Source organism: Muriicola sp. (assembly GCF_049669965.1).
Lineage (GTDB): Bacteria > Bacteroidota > Bacteroidia > Flavobacteriales > Flavobacteriaceae > Muriicola.
Map to the genome: position 1 here is coordinate 24,485 of NZ_JBATLB010000044.1, position 7,492 is coordinate 31,976.

The 7,492-nt window shown below is 44.0% G+C and carries 5 protein-coding genes, 2 tRNA genes and 1 pseudogene; 6 read left to right on the forward strand and 2 right to left on the reverse strand.

Annotation, left to right across the window (positions count from 1 at the left end):
* Positions 1-137 precede the first annotated feature (137 nt).
* A complete protein-coding gene (locus WBM49_RS02700) occupies positions 138-542 on the forward strand; it encodes a DUF2721 domain-containing protein (protein WP_424370525.1) in 405 nt (134 codons plus the stop codon).
* Positions 543-580: 38 nt separating this feature from the next.
* On the opposite strand, the gene WBM49_RS02705 is transcribed toward WBM49_RS02700, so the two are convergent.
* Positions 581-1,843 (reverse strand): MFS transporter, encoded by a 1,263-nt coding sequence (locus WBM49_RS02705; RefSeq protein ID WP_424370526.1) that lies wholly within the window; start codon positions 1,841-1,843, stop codon positions 581-583.
* A 168-nt stretch (positions 1,844-2,011) separates the two neighbouring features.
* Between WBM49_RS02705 and folK the strand changes: the two genes are divergently transcribed.
* Entirely contained in the window at positions 2,012-3,163 is a 1,152-nt protein-coding gene (folK, locus tag WBM49_RS02710) for a 2-amino-4-hydroxy-6-hydroxymethyldihydropteridine diphosphokinase (RefSeq protein WP_424370527.1), read from the forward strand.
* Between the two features lie 4 nt (positions 3,164-3,167).
* Here folK and WBM49_RS02715 read toward each other — a convergent pair whose 3' ends face one another.
* Positions 3,168-3,695 (reverse strand): RNA methyltransferase, encoded by a 528-nt coding sequence (locus WBM49_RS02715; RefSeq protein ID WP_424370528.1) that lies wholly within the window; start codon positions 3,693-3,695, stop codon positions 3,168-3,170.
* A gap of 135 nt (positions 3,696-3,830) precedes the next feature.
* Here WBM49_RS02715 and mutS point away from each other — a divergent pair, with 135 nt between their 5' ends.
* The 4 genes and pseudogenes from mutS to WBM49_RS02735 all read left to right on the forward strand — a co-directional run.
* On the forward strand, positions 3,831-6,443 hold the full coding sequence (gene mutS, locus WBM49_RS02720) for a DNA mismatch repair protein MutS (protein ID WP_424370529.1): 2,613 nt from the start codon (positions 3,831-3,833) through the stop codon (positions 6,441-6,443).
* Positions 6,444-6,653: 210 nt separating this feature from the next.
* Positions 6,654-6,726: transfer RNA gene (locus WBM49_RS02725), tRNA-Gly, on the forward strand.
* A gap of 66 nt (positions 6,727-6,792) precedes the next feature.
* Positions 6,793-6,876, forward strand: a tRNA-Leu gene (locus WBM49_RS02730).
* Between the two features lie 401 nt (positions 6,877-7,277).
* Positions 7,278-7,492 (forward strand): annotated as a pseudogene (locus WBM49_RS02735) (polysaccharide biosynthesis protein); the annotation flags it as partial.

Sequence of the window (7,492 nt, forward strand, 5' to 3'; positions counted from 1 at the left end):
AAAGGTCAAATCTAAAATTACAAACCTAAGACTGCTAGTATCCCGGGGTAATCAGGGTAGAATAGAATTTCCATTATGATTCATAAATAGCTGAAATTTGAGATGTTTAATAATTCTCTACTTTTGAAAAAAAAGTAATGGAAGAACTCACCCTTACCACTCCTGCACTATTATTCTCGGCCATCTCATTGATCATGCTGGCATATACCAACAGGTTTCTTGCCTATGCGGCGGTGATCAGGAATCTGCACGACAAATATCTGGTACAGCAGGACGAGTCGTTAATTGAGCAGATCAAAAACCTCAAGTTACGACTAAATCTTACCAGATGGATGCAGATCTTTGGCATTACCAGCCTCCTGCTTTGTGTGCTTACGATGTTTCTGATTTACATAAAACAACCCATGCTGGCCATTTGGATATTTGGCATTGCCTTGCTTTTACTCATTTTTTCTTTAGCCTTATTGATCAAAGAAATTCAAATTTCTACAAAGGCCTTAAAACTTCATTTAAGCGATATAGAAAAGCACCTAAATGCCTAGGAAATTCCAAATAAAAAATTCCAAATTCCAAATAACCCTCAATCCTTTCCTTTCTTGTACAGCCGATGGTAGTACCAGGCTGTAAGCCCTCCAATAGAAGAAAAAATTGCCAGCATCCAAAAGACGTCCTGATGCCCCCTTACTCCGGGTTTATTTTCTAAAAGATAGCCCATGGCAGGTCCGGCAAAAATATCTGGCGTGTACCCAATGAGGGATATGAGCCCCACTGCGGTCCCTGTAAGCACCAATGGAATTTGTCCCCGTTGCATCACCGCAAAATAAAGCGACCGTGCAGCGTACACCCCGGTAGCCACTATAAGAATTGAAATAAAGAACAAGGATGTAGCTGAAGCAGAAACGAGTCCGGTGGCAAATAACAGGGCGCCAAGGACGGCAATCACAAAACTTGTCATTAACCAGAAGGTTGTTTGGGTTCTATCTGCCAGCACACCAATAAGTACTCCTATTACCGGTCTTATAAACAATAAGAAAGTACCCACCTGGGCAGACTGTACCTGGTCGTATAGCATTACATCCTGCGCATAGAGCGAGAATACATCGGTGATCTTATAACCAACGTAGGCGCATAAAATTATGATCATGAGTAACCAAACGGAAGGAAGGCGCAGCACCTCCTTAATTTGTGAGATAGTAATTTTATCCAGGATGATCTCCTTTTCTATTCTGCTGTCCATTTTCATAAAAAACCATACCAGAAATCCAACAAACGCAACGATCCCTGTAGACACCAGTATCACATATTTAAAAGCTTCTCTGCTTTCTGCTATGCCGGCTTTAGCAATTTCGGAGGTAATGAACAAAGAGAAAATAAGCACCCCCATGGTTCCAAAAAGTGCACCCACCAGGCCGCGTCCCCCATCCAGAAACCCAAAAGCCTTACCCTGGGAGGTATTGCCTCCCCAGACCCTGGTTGCTTTTATCATGGGCGCCCAAAATAAAAATATGGTGGTAAAGCCCCAATACCCATAGAGTATTTTTAAGACGGTATAGCTTGGAAAACTCGCATAGACCAGTCCGCCTAAGGCGGTTAACCAGAGGGCCATAGCAATTAGTTTTCTCGGCGGGAACTTGTCGGCCAGCGGACCTCCAAAAAGATAGGATACTAAGGCAACTACTCCGTACACAGAAAAACAAAGACCTAGTTGTACATTATCTAACCCAAAAGCATCCAGTACCGTGGGGCGGAATACTCTGGAAAGGACAAATGGTAAAATAAACACAGACTCCCCCGCCAGTATAACTAACAAAAGAAAATACCACGGGGCCGTTTTTTGATGCATACTAGTATTTTGTTCAGATTTTAAGATCCGTAAGGAAGGATTTTGTCTAAAAATAGGATTTTGTAGAGAAAGTAACTATTTATTTGGAGTAGCCATGGGTATATCCCCAGGACATCTCGTTCCCTGAGCCATTCAAATCCGTTTCTTTTTCTTTAATTTGCCAAAGTTATGGCCAACATTCACACCGCCTTTTTATCTCTTGGAAGCAACCTGGAAAACCGGGTCTACTACTTGCAGAAGGCACTCTTTCTATTACAGGAAAAGACAGGTTCCATAAAAGATATTTCCCCGGTCTACGAATCGGCTTCCTATGGGTTTGAGGCGGACGACTTTCTCAATCTTTGCGTAAAACTGGAGACCTCTCTAGCTCCGGAGGAGCTGTTGACCCTGATGTTAAAGATAGAATCCTCCCTGGGCAGGACCAGAAGTGCTGAAGCGGGATACCAGGCGCGTACGCTGGATATAGACATCCTCTATTACGATTCGCTCATCCTAAACTCCGATTCTCTGCAACTCCCGCACCCTGAACTTCATAAAAGACGATTTGTACTGCGTCCCTTGGCCGATATTGCTCCCCAGCTATACCATCCTGTACTGAAAAAAGACAGTAGAAACCTTTTGCAGGAAAGCAAGGACAAGATTATTCCAAGAAAGACCGCTATAAAACTCTACAAGAACTGGCAAGAACTTTTTGCCGCGCTTAATTTTGTGGCTATTGAAGGAAACATCGGAGCCGGTAAGACCACCCTGGCACATAAGATTTCAGAGGATTTTAGTGCCAAACTGGTATTAGAACGCTTCGCGGATAATCCTTTTTTACCCAAATTCTATGAGGACCCCTCTCGTTATGCCTTTCCATTGGAAATGTCGTTTATGGCAGATAGGTATCAACAATTTACGGAAGACACCTCCCAATTTGACCTGTTTAAAAATTTTATGGTGAGTGATTATGACGTGTACAAAAGCCTCATTTTCGCGAAGATCACTCTTCAACCTGATGAATATTTGCTATATCGTAAGGTCTTTACCCTTATGTACCGTGAGTTGCGCAAGCCTAACCTTTATATATATCTTTATCAAACAACAGACAGGCTCTTAGAAAATATCAAAAAACGGGGGCGTACCTATGAGCAGCAAATAGAACCAGACTATCTGGAGAAGATCAACCGGGGGTATTTTGACTACATTAAAAGTTTTCCCGAACAAAAGACCCTGATCATGGATGTTAGTGAGCGCGACTTTATACATCACCCTGCCGACTATGATCTTGTGTTAGACGACATACTGAAATTCACCACCCAACTTCAAAATCCCACTTAATTTTTCAGGAGTTAGTTTTACACCAAAAATCCCACACCACTATCCCGGCACTAACGGCAATGTTCAGCGAATGTTTGGTACCTAATTGCGGGATCTCCAGTACCCCATGGCAAAGGTTTACGGCCTCCTGAGAAACGCCCTTCACTTCATTGCCAAGGACAAAGACATAGGGTTTTTTGGAGGTGGGTAAAAAGGAATTCAACGGGGTGGCTCCAACTGCCTGTTCCACCGCCATACATTGATGGTCTTCTTTTAATTCCTGTAGTAAGGCTATAGCATCATTATGGTATTCCCATTCTACACTTTCTGTAGCTCCAAGTGCCGTTTTACGAATATCCTTATGAGGAGGGGTGGCAGTAATACCACAGAGATAGATCTTCTGCAGCAGGAAGGCATCGGCCGTGCGAAAGACAGAGCCAATGTTGTGCATACTACGTATGTTTTCCAAGACCAGCACCAGGGGCGTTTTCTCAGCCTCCCTGAACTGGTCCACATCTAGTCTGTTAAGCTCCTTATTCTGTAATTTACGCATTTGCCTTTCCTTAGGTTTTTGGATGGTTTAAGTTATCCGAAAATATCAACAACTATATGTATTCCCTTGGTAAAATAGTATTTTCGTTCCCCAGGGCAAAGATAAACCTAACACCAATATTTTTCCGTGTCTCAAATGAAAAAACAAAAGAAGGTGACCCCTTTGATGAAACAGTTCAACACCATCAAGACCAAGTATCCTGATGCGTTGTTGCTTTTCCGGGTGGGTGATTTCTACGAGACCTTCGGGGAAGATGCGGTAAAAGCTTCCAGGATCCTTGGAATCATCCTTACCCAACGCAACAATGGAGGTGACCGCACCGAACTGGCCGGTTTTCCGCATCATTCACTGAATACTTACCTCCCCAAGCTTGTAAAAGCGGGAGAAAGAGTGGCCATCTGCGACCAATTAGAAGATCCCAAACAAACCAAAACCATTGTAAAACGAGGTGTTACGGAACTGGTAACCCCTGGTGTGTCCCTGAACGATGACATCCTGAGCTCAAAAAGCAATAATTTTCTTTGTGCCATACATTTCGGAGTCTCTACCTATGGAATTTCTTTTGTGGATATCTCCACGGGAGAATTCCTAACATCCGAAGGAAGTGCGGAAGAAATAGATACGCTCTTGCAACATTTTGGTCCCAATGAAGTGCTGGTCTCCAAAAAACATAAAACAGATTTTACCGAAACATTTGGCAATCGGTATCACACCTTTTATCTGGAAGATTGGATCTATCAGGAAGACTACGCTCAGGAATCCCTGCGTACCCATTTTAAGACGGCCTCCCTCAAAGGGTTTGGGATATCCGGCCTTCTGCTGGGAATCATTGCCTCAGCGGCAGTGCTGCATTACCTTTCAGAAACCGAACACAAAAGGTTGCAACATATCAATAAACTGGTTCGTATAGGAAATGAGGAGCACGTCTGGATGGATCGCTTTACCATTCGCAACTTAGAGCTCTACCACTCCCCTCACCCGGAAGCTGTTACCTTACTCCAGATCATAGACAAGACCCTTTCCCCTATGGGAGGACGTTTACTAAAACGATGGCTCGCCTTTCCCTTAAAAAATCTGGAAAAAATACGCGGCAGGCATCAGGCCATTGCCCATTTTTTAAAGGAAGAAAAACTACTTACCTCCCTGCAACAGAGTATTAAGAAAATGGGAGATCTGGAACGTCTTATCGCCAAAGTGGCTACCGGAAGGATCAATCCCAGGGAAGCTGTTCAATTAAAAAACTCTTTGGAAGCCGTTGTGCCTGTCAAACAATTACTTTCCAATGCCGGGGTGGATGCCGTGGACAAGTTGGGAGAAGGCCTTGATCCTTGTGAAGCGCTACGTAGCAGAATCAAAGAAGTTCTGAGTGAGGAAGCCCCTGTAAATGTGCTCAAAGGTGCCACCATTGCACCTGGTTTTTCGGAAGAGTTAGATGAACTGCGTGGCCTGGCGACCAGTGGGAAGGATTATTTAAACCAGATGCTGGAGCGGGAAACCAGGCGCACCGGAATTAGTTCCCTAAAAATAGCCTCCAATAATGTTTTTGGGTACTACATAGAGGTAAGGAACACCCATAAGGATAAAGTTCCTGAGACCTGGATCCGGAAACAAACCCTGGTAAATGCCGAACGCTATATCACTGAAGAGTTAAAGGAGTACGAGGCAAAGATCCTGGGGGCAGAAGAACGAATTATGGATCTGGAACAACAGTTGTTTGCCCAGCTTATCCTTTGGATGCAGGCGTATATAACTCCTGTACAGCAAACAGCGCAGGGTATTGCCATCCTGGATTGCCTTTGCGGATTTACCCAACTTGCCAAAGAGAATGAGTATGTGGCACCCACAATGAACGATTCTACGGAACTCATTATCACCAACGGGCGGCACCCGGTCATTGAAAGGCAGTTACCCCCGGGAGAAAATTATATTCCCAATGATGTGGTCCTTAACCGGGACACGCAACAGATTATCATGATCACAGGGCCCAATATGAGCGGAAAATCTGCTATTTTAAGGCAAACAGCCCTTATAGTTCTCTTAGCACAGATAGGGAGTTTTGTGCCCGCTGAGGCCGCCCAGATTGGGTTGGTAGACAAGATCTTTACCCGTGTAGGAGCCAGTGATAACATCTCTATGGGTGAGTCTACCTTTATGGTGGAGATGAATGAGACCGCTTCCATTTTGAATAACCTTTCTGAGCGTAGTTTGGTCTTGTTAGATGAGATAGGACGGGGTACCAGTACGTATGATGGGATTTCCATTGCATGGGCCATTTCCGAATACCTCCATGAACATCCCAGTAGGGCAAAGACCTTATTTGCTACCCATTACCATGAGCTCAATGAGATGGCCACCACCTTCGAACGCATCAAGAATTACAATGTATCTGTAAAAGAACTACCTCATAAGGTCTTATTCTTACGAACGTTAACCCCTGGAGGAAGTGCTCACAGCTTTGGGATCCATGTAGCAAAGATGGCAGGAATGCCGCAGCAGGTATTGAGTAGGGCGAACAAGGTCCTGAAGAAATTAGAGCAGAGTCACTCTAGTGAAGAAATTACCGGGAAACTTCAGTCTGCCGCCTCGGAGATGCAGCTCAGCTTCTTTCATTTGGATGATCCTCTATTAGAGGAGATCAAAGAAGAGATCTTAACACTGGATATTAACACGCTTACCCCGGTGGAAGCTTTGATGAAGCTCAATGAGATAAAGCGATTACTCACCAAGAATAAGAAGGCCAGCTCTTAAGGCTTTAATGGCATGAAGGCTTTATTTCTTTTTCCCTGAAAGTTCTTTGGATTTTATAGAATTGTATTAAATTTGCGTCCGCATCTCTAAGAGATGCTATGTTCTTACATACGCGAAAATAGCTTCCCGTTATCCCGATTGCTATCGGGAGGGAGTAGAGCGCCAAACAAAAGTAAAGTTTGTTTACGCTCAAAAGGTATTTTCGATAACGCGAAAATAGCTCAGTTGGTAGAGCGCCACCTTGCCAAGGTGGAGGTCGCGGGTTCGAATCCCGTTTTTCGCTCAGAAGAAATGCTGTTTACCAGCATTTTTTTTTGAAGCCCTCCTTCGCCAAGGCTACGGAGGACAAGCTCGAGTGGTGGAATTGGTAGACACGTTGGACTTAAAATCCAATGGACATTAGTCCGTGCGGGTTCAAGTCCCGCCTCGAGTACAAATGCAAGAAAAAGCCAGCGCTATGCGCTGGTTTTTTTGTTTCAGAAAGCCGAGCCAAGCTTGCTTGAGTGAAAGCTGATGAAACAAAAAAGCGGCACGAAATGCCAGCTTTTTCTTGTTCAACATGTTCGGGCGGGACTCACGAAGTCTGCTAAGACGAGTAATTCCCGCCCTGGTTTTTTAGAACCTATCCATAACAGATGCAAGCTGGTTAAAAGGAGAGTCTTTGAACATCTGCTGCATTTCATTGGCACTGGACACGTCCTAAGAATCTATATCATGATTGAAAACTGTTAAGGCAAACATGCCCTGCGGCTCAAATTTAAAGAATACTGATCAGGAAAGAATTGTTGGAATTATTTAAAAAACTCTATATTGAATCAAAATTACCTCAACCATATGGCAACACGATTTGCAAGCAAATGGCTCGTTTTGGGAATCGATCTGTTCACGGTTGCGGTTTCTTTTATTCTGGCCTACTTCATCCGGTTTAATCTGAACATGAATTTTGATTTGTCCATATTGGTACTGCAGTTACCATTGGTCGTACTGATTGCTTTGATAGCTTTCCTGATTACAGGTTCTTACAAGGGGGTTTTTGGGTACGCCGGTAT